Consider the following 22,672-nt stretch of genomic DNA (forward strand, 5'->3'; position numbering starts at 1 on the left):
TGTTTAAAGCCGACCAATACCAAAACTTGTTGGGTTAAGGTGTTTGTTTTTCGCTGCTCGGCAAATCGACAGCACAAACGCGAGTACTGCGCGTGTGTCTTGAGGGTCGATAATACCGTCGTCCCACAATCTGGCTGAATTTGCCAGTGCTCGGGATTTGGCTTCCATTACGCTGACAGTATGTTGCTCAAGCGCTGTTAGCTTTGCGTTGTCAACCTCGCCACTGCGCGCCATTTTGGCGTGGGCAACTGTGCGCAGCACACTACCAGCTTGTGCGGGCCCCATTACCGCCACCACTGTTCTTGGCCAAGCAAACATGAAGTCAGGCTCTATACCTCGCCCCGCCATAGCATAGTTGCCAGCACCAAACGAACCACCAAGCACAATACTAACCTTGGGTACTGTGCAATTAGTTACGGCTTGAATAAGCTTTGCGCCATGTTTGATGATGCCCGCGCGCTCCGACTCTGTACCAACTAAAAAGCCAGTGGTGTTATGCAAAAATGTGATGGGGGTGCCCGCTTGCTCACATAGTTGAATAAACTGAGCTGCTTTGGCAGCACCATTGGCGGTAATGGGGGCGTTGTTGCCAACCACACCACAGCGTTGTCCCTCGATGGTGATGAAGCCACAAACTGTGCCCATATCAAATTCGGGTTTAAAATCGACAAAATCTGAGCTGTCTGCCACGCGAGCAATGACTTCGCGCACATCGTAAGGGGTTTTAGCGTCTTTAGGCACCACGCCAAGTAACTCTGACGAGGCGTAGATAGGTGGGTTGTTATGTAGGTTTTGCGATTGGCTTGCGCTGTGACCCCACTGAAGTGATGCTGCTATCTCGCGTGCAATACGGATACTGTCGGCATCATCTTGAGCAATAAAATCGGCTACGCCAGACACTTCACCGTGCATTTGTGCCCCACCAATTTCTTCGTCGGTAGCAATTTCGCCGGTGGCTGCTTTGAGCAAAGGCGGACCCGCAAGATAAACGGTAGACTGCTCTTTAATCATTACCACGTAGTCTGATAGACCAGGTTGATAAGCGCCGCCTGCAGTAGCGCTTCCATGGACAACCGTAATTTGTGGAACACCTGCCGCAGACAAACGCGCCTGCATAGCAAAGCCGGCAGCGGAAAAACCAAACCAGTCACCAAGAGATGTCAAATCACCGCCACCGCTTTGTGAAAGTGCAATAACCGGTAGCTTTTGCTGAAGCGCTATGTGGTACATGCGAAGACGCTTTTTACTACCAAGTTCAGTAATACTGCCACCCCTAGTGAGATAGTCATCCACCATAACGATGCAGCGCGTGTTCGCTACATAGCCAATACCCGCTATTACACCACCGCCCGCGGCGCTGCCATCCTTATCGCCCTCTTGCATATAGCCGCACAGACTTGCCAATGGCATGAAGGGTTTATCTGCATCCAGAAGCAGTGACAACCTGTCTCTTGGCGACAAAAGCCCTTTTTGTTCGTAACGCGGTGCTTTTTCTTGAGCTTTTACAACAACGCGCCTTTCTATCTCTTTAAATTCGTTTACTGCATCTAGCATTACCGCGAAGTTGGCTTGAAACTCATGACTTTGTGTATCGATTGTTGAAGAGATAACAGCCATAATTTATGCGCTCTTGATATGATGATTTGAACGAGTGTGGGGAAACGGTTCAGTTCCCACCGCGCGCTGGTATTCTTCGTGCAACTGAGTGACAAGCTGCTTTACTGAAATCACGCTGTGAATGCCACTCACACCGTGGCCTGCGCTCCACATGTCTTTCCATGCATTGCTGCCACCAAGGTCTAAATCGACACTGTCTTTGCCTTCAATATCCCCTAAATCAACGCCGGCGCGAGCAATAGAAGGCTTTAGAAAGTGGCACTTTACGCCAGTGAACGTGTCGGTAAATACCAAGTCATCTACGCTCGATGTAACTAACATGGCCTTGTAGTCAGGGTCCACTTCCGCTTCTTCGGTTGCGATAAAGCGGGTACCCATATAGCTGTAATTTGCGCCTAACACTTCAGCCGCTCGTATGCCAAACCCATCATTTATTGAACCCGCTAACACAATGGGGCCGTGCCAAAACTCGCGCACTTCACGCACTAAAGCAAACGGGTTCACCTCTCCTGCATGCCCCCCTGCGCCAGAAGCCACTAGAATAAGACCATCTACGCCTGCCTTTATCGCTTTTTTGGCATGGGCAACATTAATGACATCGTGAAATACAATACCGCCCCACTCATGCACGGCTTGGGTAATGGCACTTGGGTTGCCCTGGCTTGTGATCACGAAAGGAACTTTGTGTTTTCTTACCACATCGAAATCTGCATCTAACCGCTTATTAGAGGGGTGAACCACCAGATTAACGGCAAAAGGAGCGACACATGCACCGGGGTTTGCAACTTGCTCTGCTTCAAGGGCTGTCGCAATAGTCGTTAACCATTCATCCAGTGCCGCTTGCGTACGCGTGTTAAATGCCGGAAAGCTCCCGACCACGCCATTTTTGCAGGCGCTAATCACCAGCTTTGGTGTAGACACCAAAAACATAGGCGCACAAATAACGGGGAGTTTAAGATTATCGTTTAAAAGCGTGTTTACCGCATTCATAGTGCACCAGAGCGTTATCTACGTTTAGGGAATATGTCCATGTACTTAGCAATAATGCCAAGCATCATTTCGTCACTGCCGCCCGCTATCGACAGTATGCGGGTGTCGCGATACGCGCGTGCTACGGGGTTATCCCACATAAAGCCCATACCCCCCCAATACTGCAGGCATCCATCAGTAACTTGTCGCCACAATCGGCCGCTTTTCAATTTCGCGATAGACGCTAAGTATGTGGCGTCTTTACCATCTATGTGCTCTTGGCAGGCTTGCCACGTTAACGCGCGAAGTGCTTCTACTTCGCTTTGTAATTCGGCTAGTTTAAAGTGAACAGTTTGATTGTTAATTACCGGCTGCCCAAAGGTATGACGCTCTTTAGTCCATTCAATGGTGTCGGTAATGATGCGTTCCATACCTTTAAGCGCACTCGCCGCCGCGTACATTCGCTCTTCCTGAAATTGCATCATTTGCATGGTGAAACCTTTGTTCTCTTCACCAATAAGAAAACGTTTTGGCACTCTCACGTCGTCAAAGAAAATTTGCCCAGTGTCACTGGCGCGCATTCCAAGTTTATTGAGTGGTTTACTGATAGTGATGCCAGGGGTGTTGAGCGGTACTACAATTAGCGATTTATTGGCGTGAACTTGTCCATTACTGGTGTTGGCGAGAAGACAAATCCAATCGGCTTGTGTAGCATTCGTTATCCACATTTTTGTACCGTTGATGACATAGTCGTCGCCCTCGGTTCTGGCGGTGGTTTTAAGTCCTGCAACATCAGAGCCTGCTCCGGGCTCACTGACACCTATACAGGCCACCATATCGCCTGCAATCGCCGGCGCTAAAAAATCTCGCTTGAGTTCATCGCTACCAAAACGCGCCAGCGCGGGTGTTGCCATATCGGTTTGTACGCCAATCGCCATGGGTACAGAGCCACCATAAGCTCGGCCAATTTCTTCAGCAAATACAAGGTTGTAGCTGTAATCTAAACCTGACCCACCGTATGCTTCAGGCTTTTGAATACCTAATAGCCCCAAGTTACCCATTTTCTTAAAGAGGGCATGAAGTGGTGCTATTCCTTCGTGCTCCCACTCCTCGATGAAGGGGTCCATTTCTTGGTTAACAAACTCATGAACGGTTTTTCTTAAGGCATCGTGCTCTTCAGTAAATTGCATCCCTTGTCTCCACAAAATTGAGCCTGTATTCATAGTAATTTTGTGAAAATAATGTTAACAGTGTGACTTGGGACAATTAATTGGCCATTCGGGCCACTAATGTGATTTTGGCAATAGTGTGATATCGCGCAGGCTAACACCACTTAGATGCGCAGATACTATTACGGCCATTCATAAAAGGGTTATGCAAAAAAGGACAAGCATGCTAAATCACGTAACGCTATTTGCCAGCGAGAACACCATGGGCCTTAGTATGGGTCTGACTCACGATGTACTAAAGTTCGCTTCAGATTTACAAGAAAGACTATTTGGAATGCCTATCGCGATTAAGCTAGTAACCATTGACGGAAAACCCACGAAAACCTTTAGCGGCCTAGCAATCATTCCCGATTGCGCACTTGCTGATATTACAGAAACTGACTTGGTGCTGCTGCACAGCGTATGGGGAGACGTTGATACTTTATTGGATCAGCAAGAAGAATTGTATCCAAAGCTTCGATTGTGGCATGAACAGGGTATACCTATTATGGCTGCTGCCACGGGCGCATACTTTCTCGCAAAAGCTGGCTTACTCGATGACAGGATGAGTACAACGCACTGGCACAAGCAAGCGCATTTTGCAAAATCGTTCCCCAAAGTTGACGTAAGAACTGATCGCTTTATAACCGCAACGGGAGAGCTATATTGCTCAGCTGGCTTAAATGCAGCCATAGAAATTATTGTCTACTTGGTGTCTCGAATGTCGAGCAAAAAAGTAGGCGAAGCGATAGAACAAACATTCTTGGTGGACTTCCGCCGAGGCGTTACTAGCGATATGGCATCAATCAATCACCAAACTTATCACCAAGATGACGATATTCTTACTGTGCAGCAATGGTTAGAAATCCATTTCACTGAGCAGATCAGTGTTGCGGATATGGCTGCGAAAGTGAATATGACAGAGCGAACTTTCAAGCGTCGTTTTAAAGACGCAACGGGCGAAACGCCACTTGGTTACTTGCAGCAACTGCGAATTGAACAGGGCAAAGAATACCTAAAGCATAGTGACAAAAGTGCTGAAGAAATAGCTTGGGCTGTGGGGTATCAAGACCCTGGTCACTTTAACCGGTTGTTCAAGCGAACATTCGGTGTGAATGTGTCTACATGGCGTAAGCAGTATCGTAACAAGTCACGTTCTACCCAATATCAAAGCAAAGCGATAAATTAAAACACCAAACTAAAACACGCGCCGCCACTTTCAAGGTTTCTTATGTTAACTTGACCGCCATGCGCCACCATAATTTGCTGAGTTAGCGCAAGCCCAACGCCTGTGCCTTCACGCTTGGTAGTGAAAAACGGTACAAACACTTTACTGATGATGTCATCGGCTACACCAGGGCCGTTATCGGCTATTTCAATCACACATCTACTGCGCTTGGTTAGGTGAACACTAATGGTTACCTTGGGGTTGTTACTTTGACTAAGAGCATGCTCCGCGTTATGCATAATGTTCACTATGATTTGCTCAATCATGCTTCTGTCGGCGTCTATCACAATAGGCGCTGAGCCCAGCTGCGTATCAATAGTTATGCCTTTTTGCTGCCAAGATTGAGCAAACACAGCAATAGTTTGCTCTAGCAACTCGTTAACCTTCACAGGTTGCAAATCGGGGGCGGGTAAACGCGTGAGTTTTTTATAACTACCTACAAACTGCATTAACCCGTTACTGCGGCGAGATAGGGTATCAGCAGCATGTTCTACATCATCCAAGTCGGCCAACAGCATGTCGCTGTGCTGGTAGTTTTGCTTAATATCTTTCACTAAGTGCGATGTGGTATCAGCTAGCGACGCCACGGGCGTAATACTATTCATGATTTCGTGGGTAAGCACGCGAACCAGTGCTTGCCATGCCTGTAACTGCGCCAAGCCCAACTCGCTATTGATATCTTGTAAGCTGATAAGCTTTTCTTGTTTACCGGCAATAATTATATGCGATACAGACACGGTTAGTTTATGAGTGCTGCCATCGGCTTCAAATTCAACGAGCTCTTTTTCGCCGGGCCTAATATTGACCAAGGTGGTGGCTAAGTGCGGGGAAAATTGTGCTAAGTCATGCTTGTCTTTTACCAGAACGGTGCCAAATAACTTACGAGCATTGTGATTCCACAGCACTATTTCGCCATTTTCATATAGGCTTAACAGCGGTACAGGCACTTGTTCAACGAGTGCTTTTAAGTGCCGAAGTGTTTGCTCTTGTTCGGTACGTTTTTGCTGAAGGTCGCTTAAAATACCAGTAAAGGTCTCGCCCAGTTTTTCAAAACCGCTTCCAAACTCAGGGTACGCAAAGCGTTGAGTCAGTTCGCCATGGCGTACCGATTCCAAAAAGCGGGTAAGTTCAGCATTGGTTTTGCTAACAAACTTTCTGGTTTCAAAGCCAAGGCCTACAGCCACTATTACGGTAAGTACAAATGTTGCTGTGTAGCCTGGGGTGAACCACAAAAATGCTGCTAAGGCTACCGATGCCATTAAGCAGCACACGCGTATGCTTAGTAGTAGCGAAAATCGATTAAAGCCCATGTTTTTCCATCCGTCTATAAAGGGCAGCCCGTGTAAGCCCAAGTGCTTTTGCGGCATGACTAATGTTATAACGGTAGGCTTTGAGTGCTTTGGCAATGGTCTGCTTTTCAATTTCTTCTAAGTTAAATTGTTCGCCCGCTGCGCTGGTGGGTTGTGTTAATTCTGGAGGTGCCGTTGAGTGAGTACATGCTATGTCTTGTACTGCATGCTCGCTTTGCAAGGCAGGCATTTGTGATGCTACTGATGTTACAGCATGGCTAAGCTGGAAGTCCTCTAACCGCAATTCATCGCCATTACATAAAATGACAGCGCGCTCTATGGCGTGTTTAAGCTCGCGTATATTGCCGGGCCACGAGTAAGCAAGAAACGCATCTTGTAACGCAGCGCTTAAACGAATACCGTCTTTGGCATATTTTCGTGCGTAATCTGCCAGGTACATAGTGGCAATGGGGATAATGTCCTCTTGTCGTTGACGCAAAGCGGGTAATGTAAGTTCAACGGTGTTGAGTCTAAATAATAAGTCTTGGCGAAAACGGCGTTCGTCGCGTAATTGGTCTATGGGCATATTGGTGGCAGCCAATATCCGTACGTTAAAGGGCGTTGCTTTATTTGCGCCCACGGGTGTAACTTCGCGCTGGGCAAGTACTGCAAGCAGTTTGGCTTGCAAATGCATTGGTAAATTACCAATTTCATCTAAAAACAACGTACCGCCATTGGCAGCTAAAATTCGCCCTACGCGATCGTCCATCGCGCCTGTGAATGCCCCTTTTTTGTGGCCGAATAATTCACTTTCAAATAACGACTCTGGCACCGCACCTAAGTCCACCGTAATAAAAACGTTGTCGCTACGCGTGCTTCTATCGTGAATAGCCCGTGCTATAACCTCTTTACCCGTGCCGTTTTCACCCAGTATCAACACATTGGCATCGGTAGGGGCGCAGCGCTCTACAATATTCATTACGGGTTGCATTGCACTTGCGCTGGCAATGAAAGGCTGACTGTTTTTGCTTGTTAGCTTGGTGAGCGTTTGGTTCGTTTGGCGCAGCGCGCTTGCTTCACCGCGTGACTGTCCTAATTTTACCGCAGAAGAAACTGTCGCTATTACCTTTTCGTTCTGCCATGGCTTGGCAATAAAATCGGTTGCGCCGCGTTTCATAACTTCAACAGCGGTATCAATACCGCCATGTGCCGTAATCATAATTACTACCGCTTGTGGATCGATAGCAATGATTTTATCTAACCAATTATACCCTTGCTCGCCAGTACTCTCGCCGGGCCCAAAATTCATATCAAGCAATATGGCATCAAATTGATGCTCGCTCAGTAATACAGGGATGTGTTCGGGTTGGTTACAAATTCTAACGTCTGAAAAAAAGCGCTTGAGCAGCAGTTTTCCTGCCACCAAGATATCTTCATCGTCATCTACCAGTAACACGCTTCCTTGTTGCTTCATGTTATCCCCATGGCTGTTCTAGTGTTCATTAACGTACACCAACTGTTCATAAACGTACACTTAATGTAATTCAAATTTTCGTGCTTAATCATTAAATTTATTAAAAATCAGTGTCTTGTGATTATGGAATGCTTCTTGTGTTAGTCATCGCAAGATAACGTCCATCACTGTAGGTTGATATAGCAAAGGCTGTACCTAGCTGAACGTGTTGTGACCATTGCACATAACCGTCAACCAATAAAAAAAGAGTAACCATGACTCAACTTAGCAGCATAGACGCGAAAGCCAAGTCAGCACATTCAGGTGCAACTATGGACAGAAAGGTGAAGAAAGCAAAGCCGTGGTACACCACGCCATACGCACTAATTGCCGTAGCCTTGTTTGTATTGTTTGGTTTTTATAAGGCGTTCACTTTCGAAAGTAAAAGCTTGTCTGTCGACGGGCAGCGTTTATCTGTGGCAAGCGTGACACGCGGCACATTTGAAGACTTTATTCCCGTTAGAGGGCGAGTAGTGCCAAGTCGTACGCTTTATCTAGATGCCATTGAAGGCGGTAGGGTTGAGCGTATTTTAGTTGAAGACGGTGCACAGCTAGCGGCGGGCGATCTCATTGTAGAACTGTCAAATGCCAGCCTGCAGCTGAATGTACTAGGCAATGAGGCGCGGGTTGCCGAGCAGCTTAACAATATTCGCAGTATTGAATTAAACCTTGAACAAAATCGCTTGCAGCATAAGCGTGATTTGGTCGATATCGAATACCAAATAAAGCTACTTACTCGCAAGCTAGAACGCGAAGCGTCACTGTTAGCGACTAACTCTATAAGTCAATCTCAATACGACGATACCGCAGACGAGTTGTATTGGTATAAACAGCGCTTAGCACTTACCAAAGAAAGCCAGGCATCTGATGCGCGAATGCAAGAGTCACAACTCGCCTTCTTAAAAAGTACAGGCGAACGCCTAGAGCACAATCTAGAAATATCACGCAAAAACCTTGAGAACATGAATGTACGCGCGCCAGTGGGCGGCAAATTGTCTGGTTTTAGTGTTGAAGTGGGCCAAAGCATTGGGCGCGGTGAACGCTTGGGTCAAATTGATACACCAGACGACTTTAAAGTGAGTGTGCTGGTGGACGAGTTTTATCTTCCGCGCATCGATTTAGGGCAGCAAGCGGTGTTTGACGATTATCAGCTCACTATCAGCAAAATTTATCCGCAGGTGCAAAACGGCCAGTTTGAAGTTGACCTTACCTTTAACCAACAACAGCCATCAGATATTCGCCGTGGCCAAACCTTACAAATGAAGCTCACTTTGGGGGATGCCAGTGAAGCCGTACTTATTCCCAACAGTGCGTTTTATCAAGACACGGGGGGGAACTGGGTATTTGTTGTGAGTAGCGATGGAACACAGGCCACTCGTCGCAGTGTACGACTGGGCAGACGCAACAACAACGCTATTGAAGTTATTGAAGGCTTATCGGTTGGCGAACAAGTGATAACGAGCTCATACGCCGACTATCTAGACATGCAAGTTTTATATATTGACCAGAAATGAGGGACGAACAATGTTGAAAATGAACGATCTTAAGCGAATTTACCAAACTGACGAAGTTGAAACACTTGCCCTCAACGGGGTCAATATCGAAATAGAAAAAGGCGAGTTTGTAGCCATTATGGGTCCCTCAGGCTGCGGAAAATCAACGCTGTTAAACATAATTGGTATGCTTGATAACCCAAGTACAGGTGAGTACTGGTTTAATGATGAAAACATTGCTGACTATAACGAATCTCAGCTTTCGAAAATCAGGAAGCACCACATTGGCTTTATTTTTCAAAACTTTAACCTGATTGATGAGCTTACCGTGCAAGAGAATATCGAGCTTGCGCTGCTCTATCACAACATCAGTGCAAGTGAGCGCAGGAAGCGCGTTGCTGAGGTGATGGACAAGGTTGGCATTGCCCATCGTGCCAAGCACATGCCAGGGCAACTTTCAGGCGGTCAGCAACAGCGAGTTGCAGTTGCACGCGCCGTGGTTGGTGGGCAGTCGATGATCCTTGCCGATGAACCAACGGGGAACCTAGACAGTGCCCATGGTCAAGAAGTAATGGAAATGCTGCAGGCACTCAACGACGAAGGCACCACTATTGTCATGGTGACACACAGTCCGTCACACGCTGACTACGCACGACGCACAATCCACTTATTCGATGGCCACGTGGTTACCGAAAATGTGAAAGCGGCATAACGGCAGGGTAGCACTATGTTTAGTAATTATATTCTTATTGCCTGGCGCAATATCATCAAAAAGCCACTGTTTTCTGCGATTAATATCATAGGCCTTGCGATTGGTTTAATGAGCTGCATTCTGATCATGTTATTTGTGCGTTCAGAGTCGGGTTATGATGCATGGATGACTGACAGTAGCCGTGTTGTGCGCATGCATACAGCGTACATTAACCCCGGTAGGTCTTCGTTTCTTACCGTACGCAGTGCCGGCATGGTAATGCCTGCTGTACGCGATTTTATGCCAAATGAAATTGAAGTGGGCGCACGCATCTTCTCGATGAATACCACTATCAGAAAAGACGGTGAAGGTTTTGAAGACAGTGTGCTGGTGGGTGAAGAGTACTTCTTCGACATCTTCGATTTACCCCTTGTTCACGGCTCAATTGAGCAGAGCTTTGCCAAGCCGAACGATCTATTAGTTACTGAAGAAACTGCCATTCGTTACTTCGGACGCACCGACGTAATTGGCGAAACCCTTACATTATGCTGCGTAGCGGGTAGGCCAATTGAGCTGGCGATTTCAGGTGTTCTGAAAGACTTACCAGAGAATACGCACCTTGATATTAGCATGCTGGTTTACATGGACGTGCAACTGTTTAGTACCTTTGATGGACTCCTTAATACATGGAATAGTGTAAATGTGTATTCTTACTTCAAACTACGCGAAGGCGTGCAGCTTGAACAAGTACAAGCGCGTTTAAATTACTGGTTAAACAATGAAAGCCCCTACGCGCAAAACGCCAAGGACATGGGCGGCGTGATGGGCGATAGAAAAGTCACGGATTCTGTGCAGCTGCGCTTTATGCCGCTAGAAGACTTACATCTTCACGCCTATAAGCATGCGGGTAACATGGGCGATTTTACTGAGTTAGGTAACGACCGTATGGTCTTTACATTCTCGCTGGTGGCAATGTTAATACTGCTAATTGCTTGTGTTAACTTTATGAACCTGTCTACCGCTCGAGCAGGTCTGCGTGCCCGCGAAGTCGCGATGCGTAAAGTCCTTGGGGCAAGCCGTGGTCAAGTTGCGGTGCAATTTTTAGTAGAAGCCGTGTGCCTAGTGTTTATTTCGCTATTGCTGGCACTTGTGGGTGTGGAAGTTGCTCTGCCGTTCTATAACCAAGTGCTTGATAAAAGTATTACGTTCGATTTGTTTTCGTCACCAGATTTATTGCTTTTATTAGCGGGTATTGTGCTTGTAGTAGGCCTAGGAGCAGGTAGCTACCCAGCATTAGTGCTAAGTCGGTATATGCCAGGTCGTGTGTTAAAGGCGAGCAAAAGCAGTGATGCAGGTGGTTCATCTAAATTACGTTCGGCCTTAGTGGTAGGACAGTTTGCAATTTCGATTGCCTTGCTGATTAGTACATCGGTGGTATACCTGCAAACACAGCACGCCAACAACATGGACTTGGGCTATACATCAGATAACAAACTAGTGCTGAATATAAGCGCTGCGCGCGACAACAGAGACGCCCTTAAAAGTCAGCTAGAGGCAATTCCTGAAGTGAAAGGCGTGAGTTTTTCATCTGAAGTACCGTCTCAAGACAATGAAAACAATACAAACTTTACGCGCCCTGGTTATGATGACAATGAACCTGTAACTGCATTGCTCAACTACTATTCAATGGGTTATGGCTTTTTTGACGACTATAACGTTACCCCTATCGCTGGCCGATTGTTTAACGAGGCCAACAGTGGCGATGTTTTCATAGGGGAAGAGGGCGATACAATGGGCAAAGGTAGTATTGTGCTTAATCGCTCTGCGGTAACTAAATTGGGTTTTGATTCGCCAGAAAGTGCCATTGGCGCTGCAATTCAAAGCTCGTATGCCGGCAGTATGTCTGAATTAACGGTGGTGGGCGTAATCCCTGATATTTATTTCCGCTCTGTAAAGTTTGATATTCGCCCGTCAATCTATTTGCTAGATCCCAACCGCTTTAGAGTCGCGACTATTACCTATGCGTCAAACAACGACAAAGCAGTACGTGAAGCAGTAGAGAAAGTGTGGCGCGGCGTTGTACCGCTAGAGCCAGTGAACATTCGCTACTTGAATGACATGTTAGAGCGCCAATACCAGCAAGAAAATGCGCAAATGAAACTGTTTAGTGCCTTTGCTGTGTTAGCGATTGTTGTTGCATGTTTAGGTTTATACGGATTAGCCGCATTTAGCGCAGAGCGACGAACTAAAGAAATTGGTATTCGCAAAGTAATGGGGGCTGAAGTGAGTGATATTGTGAAGTTGTTAGTGTGGCAGTTCACTCAGCCAGTTGCACTTGCCAACGTAATTGCTTGGCCAGTTGCAGTATGGCTGATGCTAAGTTGGCTTCAGCAATTTCCATATCGTATCGATATCTTCTTGCTTATACCTATCTGTATTGGGGCGGGTTTAATGTCGGTACTGATTGCTTGGCTGACGGTAGGTGGAAATGCTGCTCGTGTTGCGCGGTGTGCCCCTATTAGTGCACTGAGACACGAATAACTATACCAGCGTCTTATAGTGTGATTACGTTCAAAAGCCCGATGAAATTGTTCATCGGGTTTTTTACATTCAGAAGTGTTCAAAAGTAATACTAAAAATAGCCCGTAAGGGCAGCCTTTTTCTTGACTTAGAAATGGCAAAAGCATATACCCAACTATGGGGCGTTTATAAAAGCGAGATCGCTTCTGTTCCGTCAATGCTTTGATAATAACAATAATTTTTTCTGGTGATATGGTAGCGAACAATTTAACGATTATACGACTTGTGATGCTAATGCTGTTGCTCGTGGCATCGGTTAAGGCAGTTGCAAACGAAGCGCGTATTACCACGTTAAAGGCACAGTTAACCGCCTTAGCTCCAAGCGATAAGGCGCAGTTACCATTATTGCTAGAACTCGCAGATACCTACTTGTATCAAGACCCAGCGTTGTCAGAGCAATATGCTAAGCAGGCGTTGCCTTTTAGCGTTCAAGAAGAAGACGACTTAAGTCGGGCAAGAGCGTTTCGCCTTTTAGGTATGTCGAGTATGTATCAAGGCAAAAACAACGAAGCCTTTACGTATTTAACGCAGGCGCTTAGCACCGCACAAGTAACGGACGACGCACACTTGCTGTCTATTTGTCATCGCTCTATCGGCGTGTACTACGAGCTTGTGGTCGATTTTGATAATGCCGTTAAATACTACATTGAAGCCATTAAATACGCGCGCTTAAGTGACAACGCTGCCGACCTTGCCATGGTGTATAACAACTTGGGGAACGTGCTGAATTCCCAAGGAGACTACGATGATTCGGCGGATTATTTTAAGCAAGCGGCAAGTATTCACCAAGGCCTTGGCAATACTGATATGGCAATGAATGCCACGGTCGGACTAGGCACAACCTTCTTAAACTCACAGCAATACGAGCAGGCGCTCAATATCTTTAAAGCTGTGCTAGAAAATGACGAATTTATTTACGATTTTACTTACAGCGAAGCCAGCGTGAATTTAGCGCACGCATACCAAGCGTTAGGTAAACACGAACTTGCAGTAAAGATGTATCGCCATGTGATAGAAGATGAACGCGGTGGCTCTTATCCACAGGCGTTGGCATCGGCGTACCTTGGTTTAGCCAAGCTCTATACCTCGCTTGAACGATTCGACGAAGCATTGGATTTATATCGTAGCGGCATTGTTAAGGTGAAAAACAAAACCTCGGTAGAAAGTGAAATTGCACTTTATGAAAGCTTAGCGCTGCTTGAGCTTAAACTGGGAAACTATGAAGATGCCGCGAACACGCAGGCTGAGTACATAGCGCGCAGAAATGCCATTCAGCCAGTAACGCAAGCCGGCATTATTAAAAAGCTAGAAACCCAGTTAAAGACCGAGCGAGAACTAATACAACTGCAAGAAGACTTGCTGCAACGCGAGCGAGAAGCCAAGCACTCAACTTTCTTCTTGTTTACGTCAATTGTCATATCACTCTTCTGCTTGGTGCTTTTCTTAGCGCTCAGACTAAGGCAGCAGAAGTTACTCAGGCTTGAGCAAACCAATGAGACCTTGCTGGTGGCTTCTGAAACTGATCCTCTTACTCAAGTGGGCAACCGACGTTTTCTCGATAGAAAGTTAGCCGTACTGCGTCAAACCTCTATGGAAATGGCGTTTTTATTATTGGATATTGACCACTTCAAAACCCTCAACGATAACTACGGTCACGATGTGGGCGACGACGTATTAGTGCGGCTGGCGATTATGCTAAAAGCGTTGTGCCGCAAAGACGATGTTCTAGCACGCATTGGAGGCGAAGAGTTTGTTATCTTGCTACCTAATACCGCCCAACACGCGGCAATGACAATTGCTGAGAGGATTAGACACGAAGCAGAAGAAAGTGTGTTCAAAGCGAAGGCTCGTGTGACGGTGAGCATCGGCGTTGCGGTAGGTAATACGCAAAGCGCCTGTTATGACGAGCTTTACAAGCAAGCCGATATTGCGCTGTATCAAGCCAAAGCGGATGGTCGAAATAGCGTGCGTGCATTTCCGTAACGTGTAGCGCTAAGTGCCGATAATTCACTGTTTGTTCACTCTGCTTGGTACATAATCAAACCAGTTTGATTAATCGCGATAACGTAATGGGAGGAAGGGATGTCTGAGAAGTCATTATCAATATTGCTCATTGAAGATAATTTGGCGTTAGCAAAACAAGTTTGCCGTTTTCTTGAAGGACTTAACTGGCATATCGACTTTGCAGACAAAGGAAAGTTGGGCGTATCCCTTGCAACCGAAAACAGCTACGACGTGATTGTGCTAGATCTTAATTTACCCGACTGCGATGGACTTACGGTTTGCCAGCAAATAAAGGCTGCACAGCGGCGTATCACCCCCATTTTAATGCTTACCGCACGAGATGCATTTGAAGATAAAGCCAAGGGGTTTATGTCTGGGACAGACGATTATCTGACAAAACCCTGCGATCTTCGTGAGTTGGCTTTCCGTTGCCAAGCGCTGGCTCGCCGACCTGCATTACACACCAATACGGTACTTGAAAAAGGCCCCTTACGACTTGATACCAAAGCGTACACCGCCACCTTCAACGACAATGTCATCAAACTGACTAAAGTTGGCTTTCAACTGCTTTACGAATTGGCAAAAGCTTATCCCAATCCTGTGGCACGCAGTGATTTGATAAGCACTTTATACAATGACGAATTACCGGAGAGTAATCCATTGAAGTCCCACATTTACAATTTGCGCAAGGCACTTGCGCAATCAAGCTCAGCGTTGACTCTCGCCACTATAGGCAATATTGGTTATAAGCTAGAGGGGCTTGGCAATGCTTAAAGGCATTCGCGCCCAGCTATTTTTTGGTTTTGGTGCACTGGTGGTTGTCATTAACTTATTCTATTTCAGAATGACAAGTTTGTTTGTTGAAGTAACGGAAAGTTGGGTGTCGAACTACATCCTTGAACGAGAAAAAGAGCGCTTTAACGATCAAACTATTGCGCCTGCATCACCAGCGGACTTTCTGAGTAATGACATTGTTTTATTGAGTGAGGCGACACTTACGTCTATGGGTGAGCTCAATCGAAGCCTTTTTGATAGCGCTTTATTTCAATTTGAGTTTCAGGGTGTAAGGGGCTTCGCGTACGTGATCTCAACAGATAGGTACATAGCATTAAATACGCAAAACACGCTCGCGCTGGCAAATTTTTCATCGGTGTTTGGTGTGTTTTTGTTTAGTGCTGCGGTCGGCGTTATTTTGCTTACAATACTGAGCACATGGTTTGTTGCAAGTAAGCTTTCAGCCCCTATTATCTCGTTAACCGAGAAAGTTGCGTCACAAGAAGTACAAAGCCCCTGCGATATTGATGAGTCTTCACGACAAGATGAAATTGGTAAGCTTGCTAGAACGTTTGAACAGACCTATCGCGCCTTGCAACAAGCGTGGCGACGAGAGCACGATTTTGCCAGTGACGTAAGCCATGAACTGAGAACCCCAATAGCCCTTATTCAAAATACATTGGTGCTAAACCAAGATGAAAAAGGCAATCAAACCCCTATGTCTGACGACGACAAACAATTACTTGTGATGTCAGCGCATACCCTGCAAAACACGGTTGAAGTATTGTTAGCGCTGGCGCGCAAAGAAAACCTTGTTTTCGAATCACAACCCCTGTTGCCGTTTATTGAGCGAACATTGTTGTCGCTTTACGGCGCAAACCCAGATAATCAGTTTGAAGTTGATGTGGAAGTCAGTGCCAAAATTAGTGGCGTGGGAAATGGCCACCTTATCACATTATTGTTTCAAAACCTGATTAATAACGGCTTTTACCATGGCGGCAAAAGCGCAGCTAACGTCGCAATGCGCATATACTCAATCACGCCAAAAGTTTCGATGAGTGATCGCGTTGACGAAACAGAGCAAGATACCCTTGAGCACTTTTCTCAGGCAATTGTGTTTGAAAATGCTATCGACAACTCGCCGTCGTCCAATTATCAAGGTTTAGGGCATGGTCAGTATTTAGTGCACCGCATTGCACAGGTAATGGAGTGGCGTGTTGACATCAAAAGCACTGCTACGACGTACGCGGTAACGGTGTACCCAAAGTGTTAAGGCTATGGCGAGCCCTGTAAAAAAGTGCGCCTGCCCATACAAACCAGATAATGCTTGCTATGCCAAAGGCAGCGCCAATAGTAGATAGAGCGGGTATCAGTGTTAGGCAGCCCAATAGACCAACAAATACCCCAAATCGATGTAGTGATTGGGTTGGTAGGTTGTGCTTAATGCCGTGCAAGCTTAATGTGAGCAACCACAATCCGCCGACCCACTCAACACCGTCACCCAGTCCCATTTGTATACTATACAAAGCAAACCAGATTGACGTTTGCTGTTCGCTCGGTAGCGAAAGCAAATATTCAATTGAGAAGATAGCAATGCAGCCACAGGCAATGGTGTAACACGCCCAAATAAAACCGAACATCATACTCAGGTAATAGGTTAAGGTTTGGTAGCGAGCAATTATTTTATTAATGCCATTTACCAATACGAGTAAGCTGGTACCAAATGCCACAAAAATAACTAAATACCAGGCTTGGAAAAAACGGCCGTTCGATAAAATAAATGCCAACCGTTGATGGGGATTAAGGTGAATGCCGGGCTCGATATAGAAAATCATAATAAAGCCCACAATAAAGCAAGCCGCACAAAGAAACGCAGCAAATGAGGGAGACGATGACTTACGGTTTTGGTTATTCACTTATTGTTCACTTCGAACATGATATTGTAAGGTTTTCATATACTTCTGTTGGTTTTAACATGCCAACAGCTTTAAGGACTACGCAATGAAAATAGCCACCTACCTGTCAAGCCTATGGCTGCTCTTTATGGCTGGGCATGCTGTTGCTGATAATCAGAACGCACTGCTAAACAACATCAAAAACACAATTCAAGAATACTACGTGCTATCTGAAAACATTCCAGCGATTAACACAAGTTTAGACAACGTTACTTTGCAACAAACTATTTCTCAAGCAGCATCTAAAAAGCAAGTAGCAGAGTTACTCACTCAACACTTAGCGCAATTCGATAAACACTTTACCGTGCAGTATGTGCCATTATCCGAGCAACAAAATCAATCTCAGTCAGAGCAAGTGACACAAAAAGAACCCTGGTTTCAGCGTTTAGCACGTAACAATGCGGGCTTTAGGGAGGTGGTTGTCAAAAAGGGCAACGTTGGCGTGCTAGAGTTTTGGGGCTTTGCTGAGCTTAATACTCACACTAAGCAAAAGATTGCGAGCGCAATGGGTATGCTGAGTGACGTTGATGCGCTAATTATCGATTTACGCGAAAATGGCGGAGGCAGCGGTGAAACTGTTAGCTGGCTGACAAGTTATTTTGTAGAAGGAAAAGTACATTTAAATTCGTTTTATACTCGCTACACCGACGCACTAAATCCATTTTATACAGAGCCTACAATTACGAACGCGCAATTAGCATCAGCACCGCTTTATATTCTTATTGGTCCTAATACGTTTTCAGCCGCAGAGGAATTTGCCTACAACTTAAAGCACTTAGGCAGAGCAACTATTGTAGGTATGCCGAGCAAAGGCGGCGCTAATCCATGGAGATGGTTTGCGTTAGAGGGGGATTTTCGAATAGGGGTGCCGACTACGCAGGCCATCAACCCTATCACTAAAAGCAATTGGGAAGGCCGTGGTGTTCAGCCAGATATTTTGATAAGTGAAGACAATGCTTTGGAAAAAGCCTATATCTTGGCCCTTGAATCACTTGCTTCGTCGGTGACCAACCGTTACCAAAAAGACGAAATTAATACACTGCTTTTAGACAGTAACGCAATAACGAGGAAGTAGCGGGGCATAAATACCGCATTATTGGCCTACAAACTAAAAAGCCGCTTTCACTGAGTGAATGCGGCTTTGTTTTTATTATAACTCGTCGACGAAAGTGATTACGCTTTAGAAGTTATAACGTGCATTGATACCAAAAGTACTTAGGTCGTCAGACGTTTCATAGCTTAGACCTACAGCAAAGATTGGGCTTAGGAAGTAGTCTGCGCCAACAAGTACAGACGTGTCATCGTCTTCATCTAGGTCGATATATTTAACCGCACCACGTACTTCAATGTTGTCAGTAACCATTGAGCGCACACCCGCTGTTAAACCAAAACCATCTTCATCAGCAGATTGACCAGAGCCAGAAAGCTCTACATCTTCGTAGCTAACAATACCGAATAGGTCAGTTTTTTCAGACCATGCATAGCGATAGCCAAGGCCAACCGTTAGCATATCTAGGTCAACGTCGATGCCAAGAATGTCGTCTTCTTGCATTGAGTACTCAGCCGTTACAAATACGTCGTCTGTAACGAGCTTTGATCCTGAGAACGCGAAGCCATCTGGCTCGTAAGAAAAGTCAGACTCGTCAAAGTCAGTAATAACGTAACTACCTTGAACGAAATCCCAAGCAGGTGCAGCGGCAAACGCGCCTGCAGATGCAACACTCAGTGCTACAGCGAGTGCAAGTTTTTTCATTTATATTTCCTTATTGTAAAAGCTATTGGTTGGGAGACCAATAATAGGCAACGCCAAGAATGTAAGAGGAAATGAGATAGAAATCATCAATTTTCATTAGCTTAGTGTTACAGAATGTAACGAGAGCAATAGTCTGGGCTAGGCGACTACTAAAAATAACGTTAATCACGTGGTGATCGTACTTGAATTACAAACTGTTTTTAGTAAAGCTAATGATAATAATTATCATTTGTATAATTGTGTTGTATCGGTATAATCCTCAGCCACACAAAATCATTACAACGCTGAGAACACCATGAAACGACTTTCTTTATTTGCTTTATCGCCCTTAGCTCTGGCCTTTTCAGTGCATGCTCAAGACGTATCAAACGATACTCAAGCAGCACAAGATATTGATGTAGAAGAGATCCGCATTGTCGGTGTACGTCAAAATCGGGTAAGTCGCGGTGCAACAGGTTTGTCGATGGAAATTAGCGAAACGCCGCAATCAATTAGTATTTTGTCAGAAGATCTTATGCAGTCTTTTGGCGCATTTAACATTAACGACGCACTTAAACTTGCTCCGGGAATAAATGTTGAGGAGTGGGAGACTAATCGCACAAACTACACCGCTCGCGGCTTTGAGATAAAAAACACGCAAATTGACGGCGTCGGCTTGCCTAACGATTGGGGCATTGTAACGGGCGCTGTTGATGCCTACGGCTATGAAAAAATTGAAATCATTCGTGGTGCAAACGGCTTACTTACTGGTGTAGGTAATGCATCAGGTACAATTAACTACGTAAGAAAGCGTCCAACTAATGAAACTGGCGGAGAAGTGGGTGCTAGCTTTGGCTCGTTCGACTTTAAGCGCGCGCAGGCTGACTATTCAGTTCTACTCACTGAAGATGGCCGCTGGGCGGCACGCGTTGTGGGAAGTATAGAAGACAAAGAAGGCCACATCGACGGGCTAAAGAACGACCGTACATTTCTTTACGGTGTAGTTGATGGGCAGCTAACCGATAACGCCACGGTCACATTTGGGTTATCCCATCAAGATGCCAATACAGATGGCAATACGTGGGGCGGTTTAGTGTTTAACTATACTGACGGTACGCAAGCCGAGTGGGATGTAAGTGACACCACAACGCAAGAATGGACGAAGTGGGATACCCAAACCACAAACGCCTTTGCCGAGCTTGATTACGTTTTCGATAATGACTGGCAATTACTACTTAGCTATAACTACCGCGGCTTTGAAGATCAAAGTAAGCTATTTTATGCCTATGGCGCCATTGATAAAGAGACTGGTCTAGGCTTAACGGGCTGGCCGGGGCGTTACGACTCTGAGCGTGATTCGCATTTGGTAGAAGGACGCTTATTTGGTGAGTATGCGTTATTTGGTCGTGAACACGAGTTTAATGTCGGCGTGAGCCATGCTACCAGTGATGATGTGTCGTTTGTACATTCCTTTGACTACGCGACAACACCTGCATTTGGCCCAACTCCAGCTTTTCCTTACGGTCTTGATGCCATTGCAGAGCCAGAATGGTTGGCGCAGTCAGAATATTCCAATATAGAGCAAACGCTTACGCGTTACTTCGGCTCAACAAAGATAGCCATAAATGACGCCTTGTTTGTTATTGCAGGGTTTAACGCGATAGATTTTGAGCGCAGCGGGGAAAATGCGGGCGCTGTTATCGACAACGAAGAAAGTGAGATAAGTCCTTATGTTGGCGCCACTTACGCCGTTACTGACCGAGTAAATGCCTATGTGAGTTATTCTGATGTGTATCAACCACAAGAACAGTACGACATTAACGGTCAATACCTGGCGCCGACCAAAGGCAAAAACTTTGAAACGGGCTTTAAAGCACAATGGTTTGACGACAGGTTATTAACTACGTTTGCGTATTTTACTGCTAAGCAAAATAACCTAGCGGCTTATGCAGGCACTAACCCAGATACCCTAATGTTTTACTACAAAGGTGTGTCGGTAGAATCGACAGGTTTTGAATTTGAAGTGGCAGGGCAACTTACCGAGGCACTGCGCGCGAATGCGTCTTATACCAATATTGATGTTGAAGACGAACAGGGTAACGATGCTAACTTATGGGCGCCAAGAGATGTTGTTACTTTTCAGCTGGGTTATACCGTGCCTCAAGCGCCAGAAATTGAGCTAGGTGTAGGGGGGCGCTGGCAGTCTGAGATCAGCAATGTTGATTATAATGTCAAGCAAGGCGCCTATTTCTTAGGTAACGTGTATGCATCACAAGCATTTACTGACAACCTTACTGTCCGTATGAATATCAATAATATCTTTGACAAAAAGTACATCAATAGTTTACATACTATCGGTTTTTACGGTGCGGGAATTAATGCGCAGTTAAGTGCTGTTTATACCTTTTAACCAATTGTATTTAACATACTTTGGTAATATAAGTTTATAAATAAAGGGGCCTGCAATGGCTCCTTTTTGCTTTTAACTTGGCTAACAAGCTCCCTATATACATAATAGAGTTTACAAAAACTGTCATTATTGGTTCACAGTCTGACCAGTTGCGTTGTACGAAAAAGTAGCAATGCTAGGCGCCTTGCTATAAAGTGCCGCCGATTTTTTAGACGTGAGGGAGAGGTCTTTGTTGACAAGTGTTGCCATGCGCTACTGCGTCTTTTCATTGGGCGCAATACTCACTTTGTATCCATCGTTAACCTTGGCGACTTCTGCGTTATGGTTATCACAATGGCACGCGTCTGATAACAAGGTTCTCACTATGGATGAACAAACGCGTGATCTAATCCTTGATGGCATCCAAGATATGACCTTTACCCTTGAGCAAACTACATCGAAGCGCGCACTTGTTCGTCTTCAAGAAAGTCGTAATGTGTGCGTAAGCGACCGCATCTATAACAAAGAGCGAGCACAATACAGTTTGGCGAGCACCCAGCCTCAGGTTGTTGTGCCAGGCCTTAAGCTTTATGTACTCGACGCGTTTATTAAAAAATACAATATTGCACCTGTAGACCTAGCGCAGCTTACACTTTCAGATCTTTTAACGCGGTATCCTCACTTTCGATTAGGTACAGTCGCAGGGCGTTCCTACGGCAAGGCGATTGATGATGAGCTTGCAAAAGATGCGCATAAACTGCGTTTATGGCAACGAAGTGGCAGTGATATGGGGGAAGGCGTTATCGACATGCTAGGCTCTAAACGCATTGATGCGCTACTTGAGTATCCGCCGGTATTTGAAAAAGTACGCGAGAAAAACGCTATCGATACTGCTATTCACGCCGTTTCTTTAAAAGATATTCCCGAATATGGCGTTGGCTATGTGTTGTGTTCTAAAAGCGATGAAGGCGAGAAGGCAATAAGGGCTATTTCAAAGCAACTCAGAAAAGTAACAAAACAACGAGCCTATTTAGACGTGCATTTGTCTGCTATGCCTGTATCGTTTAAACAAGAAATGCTGCGTTACTATAACGAAGTCTACGGCACAGACTTTACGCTCGACCCCAATGAATCAAGCCCTGCTAATAACCATTAGCGCGCTCAAAGTACTACTCAAAGTGCTGTAAAGTAGATATGGGAAAAATAAAACGCGACATTCGTCGCGTTTTA

Annotated in this window: 18 protein-coding genes; 10 read left to right on the forward strand and 8 right to left on the reverse strand. The window is 45.6% G+C overall.

Annotated features, from left to right (window positions below; all coding sequences use genetic code 11):
• Window positions 1-3 precede the first annotated feature (3 nt).
• From LHL20_RS05075 to LHL20_RS05085, 3 genes are read right to left on the reverse strand one after another with little or no spacing between them, the layout of a single operon-like run.
• Entirely contained in the window at window positions 4-1,617 is a 1,614-nt protein-coding gene (locus LHL20_RS05075) for an acyl-CoA carboxylase subunit beta (protein ID WP_226432489.1), read from the reverse strand.
• A 3-nt stretch (window positions 1,618-1,620) separates the two neighbouring features.
• Entirely contained in the window at window positions 1,621-2,607 is a 987-nt protein-coding gene (locus LHL20_RS05080) for an NAD(P)H-dependent flavin oxidoreductase (protein ID WP_226432490.1), read from the reverse strand.
• Window positions 2,608-2,621: 14 nt separating this feature from the next.
• A complete protein-coding gene (locus LHL20_RS05085) occupies window positions 2,622-3,776 on the reverse strand; it encodes an acyl-CoA dehydrogenase family protein (protein WP_226432491.1) in 1,155 nt (384 codons plus the stop codon).
• A gap of 202 nt (window positions 3,777-3,978) precedes the next feature.
• Here LHL20_RS05085 and LHL20_RS05090 point away from each other — a divergent pair, with 202 nt between their 5' ends.
• On the forward strand, window positions 3,979-4,983 hold the full coding sequence (locus LHL20_RS05090; RefSeq protein ID WP_226432492.1) for a GlxA family transcriptional regulator: 1,005 nt from the start codon (window positions 3,979-3,981) through the stop codon (window positions 4,981-4,983).
• Here LHL20_RS05090 and LHL20_RS05095 read toward each other — a convergent pair.
• The 3 genes from LHL20_RS05095 to LHL20_RS21030 form a co-directional block, all read right to left on the reverse strand.
• Window positions 4,980-6,332: a sensor histidine kinase gene (locus tag LHL20_RS05095; RefSeq protein WP_226432493.1), complete on the reverse strand. Its 1,353-nt coding sequence runs from the start codon at window positions 6,330-6,332 to the stop codon at window positions 4,980-4,982. The genes LHL20_RS05090 and LHL20_RS05095 overlap by 4 nt on opposite strands.
• The gene (locus LHL20_RS05100; protein ID WP_226432494.1) at window positions 6,322-7,785 is read right to left on the reverse strand and encodes a sigma-54-dependent transcriptional regulator; all 1,464 of its coding nucleotides are present in this window, start codon (window positions 7,783-7,785) and stop codon (window positions 6,322-6,324) included. The genes LHL20_RS05095 and LHL20_RS05100 overlap by 11 nt, the downstream gene beginning before the upstream one ends.
• 121 nt (window positions 7,786-7,906) lie before the next feature.
• On the reverse strand, window positions 7,907-8,041 hold the full coding sequence (locus tag LHL20_RS21030) for a hypothetical protein (protein ID WP_264180788.1): 135 nt from the start codon (window positions 8,039-8,041) through the stop codon (window positions 7,907-7,909).
• On the opposite strand from LHL20_RS21030, the gene LHL20_RS05105 reads away from it, so the two are divergent.
• The 6 genes from LHL20_RS05105 to LHL20_RS05130 all read left to right on the forward strand — a co-directional run bounded on the left by LHL20_RS05105 (window position 8,040) and on the right by LHL20_RS05130 (window position 16,639).
• Window positions 8,040-9,338 carry an efflux RND transporter periplasmic adaptor subunit gene (locus LHL20_RS05105; RefSeq protein WP_226432495.1) on the forward strand — a complete coding sequence of 433 codons (1,299 nt, stop codon included), beginning with the start codon at window positions 8,040-8,042 and terminating at the stop codon, window positions 9,336-9,338. The two genes, LHL20_RS21030 and LHL20_RS05105, sit on opposite strands and share 2 nt — an antisense overlap.
• A gap of 10 nt (window positions 9,339-9,348) precedes the next feature.
• The gene (locus tag LHL20_RS05110) at window positions 9,349-10,029 is read left to right on the forward strand and encodes an ABC transporter ATP-binding protein (protein WP_226432496.1); all 681 of its coding nucleotides are present in this window, start codon (window positions 9,349-9,351) and stop codon (window positions 10,027-10,029) included.
• A gap of 15 nt (window positions 10,030-10,044) precedes the next feature.
• Window positions 10,045-12,549, forward strand: coding sequence for an ABC transporter permease (locus tag LHL20_RS05115; protein WP_226432497.1), 2,505 nt, complete (start codon window positions 10,045-10,047; stop codon window positions 12,547-12,549).
• A 231-nt stretch (window positions 12,550-12,780) separates the two neighbouring features.
• Window positions 12,781-14,571: a tetratricopeptide repeat-containing diguanylate cyclase gene (locus LHL20_RS05120; protein WP_226432498.1), complete on the forward strand. Its 1,791-nt coding sequence runs from the start codon at window positions 12,781-12,783 to the stop codon at window positions 14,569-14,571.
• Between the two features lie 99 nt (window positions 14,572-14,670).
• Window positions 14,671-15,366, forward strand: coding sequence for a response regulator transcription factor (locus tag LHL20_RS05125; protein WP_226432499.1), 696 nt, complete (start codon window positions 14,671-14,673; stop codon window positions 15,364-15,366).
• Complete coding sequence (locus LHL20_RS05130; RefSeq protein WP_226432500.1) at window positions 15,359-16,639, forward strand: sensor histidine kinase; 1,281 nt, start codon at window positions 15,359-15,361, stop codon at window positions 16,637-16,639. The genes LHL20_RS05125 and LHL20_RS05130 overlap by 8 nt, the downstream gene beginning before the upstream one ends.
• Here the strand turns inward: LHL20_RS05130 and LHL20_RS05135 are convergent.
• Window positions 16,602-17,282: a hypothetical protein gene (locus tag LHL20_RS05135; RefSeq protein WP_226432501.1), complete on the reverse strand. Its 681-nt coding sequence runs from the start codon at window positions 17,280-17,282 to the stop codon at window positions 16,602-16,604. The two genes, LHL20_RS05130 and LHL20_RS05135, sit on opposite strands and share 38 nt — an antisense overlap.
• 85 nt (window positions 17,283-17,367) lie before the next feature.
• Between LHL20_RS05135 and LHL20_RS05140 the strand changes: the two genes are divergently transcribed.
• Window positions 17,368-18,396: a S41 family peptidase gene (locus LHL20_RS05140; protein ID WP_226432502.1), complete on the forward strand. Its 1,029-nt coding sequence runs from the start codon at window positions 17,368-17,370 to the stop codon at window positions 18,394-18,396.
• A gap of 105 nt (window positions 18,397-18,501) precedes the next feature.
• On the opposite strand, the gene LHL20_RS05145 is transcribed toward LHL20_RS05140, so the two are convergent.
• The gene (locus tag LHL20_RS05145; protein ID WP_226432503.1) at window positions 18,502-19,074 is read right to left on the reverse strand and encodes an outer membrane beta-barrel protein; all 573 of its coding nucleotides are present in this window, start codon (window positions 19,072-19,074) and stop codon (window positions 18,502-18,504) included.
• A gap of 295 nt (window positions 19,075-19,369) precedes the next feature.
• On the opposite strand from LHL20_RS05145, the gene LHL20_RS05150 reads away from it, so the two are divergent.
• Both LHL20_RS05150 and LHL20_RS05155 read left to right on the forward strand, forming a co-directional pair.
• Complete coding sequence (locus tag LHL20_RS05150) at window positions 19,370-21,463, forward strand: TonB-dependent siderophore receptor (RefSeq protein WP_226432504.1); 2,094 nt, start codon at window positions 19,370-19,372, stop codon at window positions 21,461-21,463.
• A 229-nt stretch (window positions 21,464-21,692) separates the two neighbouring features.
• Window positions 21,693-22,598, forward strand: a complete 906-nt coding sequence (locus LHL20_RS05155) for a hypothetical protein (RefSeq protein ID WP_226432505.1) — start codon at window positions 21,693-21,695, stop codon at window positions 22,596-22,598.
• Window positions 22,599-22,672 lie beyond the last annotated feature (74 nt).

Source organism: Alteromonas sp. McT4-15 (assembly GCF_020515205.1).
Classification (GTDB): Bacteria; Pseudomonadota; Gammaproteobacteria; order Enterobacterales; family Alteromonadaceae; genus Alteromonas.